This is a genomic window from Streptomyces sp. NPDC050610, assembly GCF_040654875.1.
GTDB lineage: Bacteria > Actinomycetota > Actinomycetes > Streptomycetales > Streptomycetaceae > Streptomyces.
Window position 1 is genome coordinate 1 of sequence record NZ_JBFAIV010000104.1, and the last position, 1,124, is coordinate 1,124.

Annotated in this window: 1 protein-coding gene and 1 pseudogene; one reads left to right on the forward strand and one right to left on the reverse strand. The window is 66.1% G+C overall.

Features of this window, described 5'->3' with window-relative positions; genetic code table 11:
* A pseudogene (locus AB0I22_RS39820) lies at positions 1-182 on the reverse strand (hypothetical protein); the annotation flags it as partial.
* A gap of 139 nt (positions 183-321) precedes the next feature.
* Here AB0I22_RS39820 and AB0I22_RS39825 point away from each other — a divergent pair.
* Entirely contained in the window at positions 322-747 is a 426-nt protein-coding gene (locus tag AB0I22_RS39825; RefSeq protein ID WP_363135920.1) for a GntR family transcriptional regulator, read from the forward strand.
* Positions 748-1,124 lie beyond the last annotated feature (377 nt).

Consider the following 1,124-nt stretch of genomic DNA (forward strand, 5'->3'; position numbering starts at 1 on the left):
TTCATCTGCTCCGCGCGGCCTTCCTCCATCAGGAACACCGTCATCGTGAACAGGGTCTCCCCCGTGTCCCGGTCGGTGGCCAGCTCCCCCGTCTGCGGGTCCTTGACCTTCGGAACCGGGGCCGTGCCCGCCATGAACATCGTGGACGGCAGCAGTCCCACGCGGATACGCGTCGTAGCCATACGAACTCTCCTTCGCCTTGGCCGCTCTCTGCGACGCGATCCACTCTCATCTAGGTCACCTAGCGATGTCAAGCGACCTAGCTACCTCAGTTCGTGGGTTGTCTGTGTTAGGTGAGCTATCGAGGGCTACCCTTGGGCCATGCCGACGCCGATGCATGACCAGCGCCCGCCGTACCAGCAGGCGGCCGACGCCATCCGGGACGACATCACGGCCGGCAGGCTGAAACCCGGCGAACGGCTTCCCTCCAATCGCGAGTTGGAAGAGCGGTTCGGCGTCGCCAACATGACCGCCCGCAGTGCCCTTCGCGTCCTGCGTGATGAGGGACTGATCTACACGGTCCAAGGGCGCGGAAGCTACGTCACCGACACGCTGCCCCCGTCAGATGGCAGTCCCAGGGAGGGCATGGGGCAACCCGGTCTGGACGAGGCGGGGGCAGAGGGCCCGGTCACTGAAGTGCTGATGGCCATCCGCGACCAGCTCCGGGCCCTGAACGCGGAAGTGGAAACCCTCAAGCGGGAGGTAACGGAGCTGAAGGACCAGCGTCGCGAGCATCCGACTTCCTGACCTCAGCGAGATCAGCGCGCACGTCCGCCAGCTCGGCACGCAGCCGCTCAGTCATAGCGGTGATCTCCGCCAACAGCGCGTCATCAGACTCGCCCAGCATTTCGCACTACCTCTTTCCGCGTCGGTTCCGCCCACCGACGTGACGTTCCTTCGTGCCCGCAACACCGGCCGGGTGAAGCGGGTTCAGATGCGATGCGCCTACGCACCTTGAGCAGGACGGGCCTGTCCGACGACGAGCACCAGGACCACGAGGCCCCCAGCGAACGCGCCGATCGGCCCAGTTCAGAGCTGGCTGTTCAGAGTTTCTTTACTGGATCAAGGCGGCCCGCATGCGCGGGCCGCGCGCGCTGGCGGCCCGTGGCCGCCGCGCACTCCTG

What these genes read in the sequence shown, in the direction of transcription:
- AB0I22_RS39825 (WP_363135920.1), top strand. Translation starts at nt 322, where the DNA reads ATGCCGACGCCGATGCATGACCAGCGCCCGCCGTACCAGCAGGCGGCC.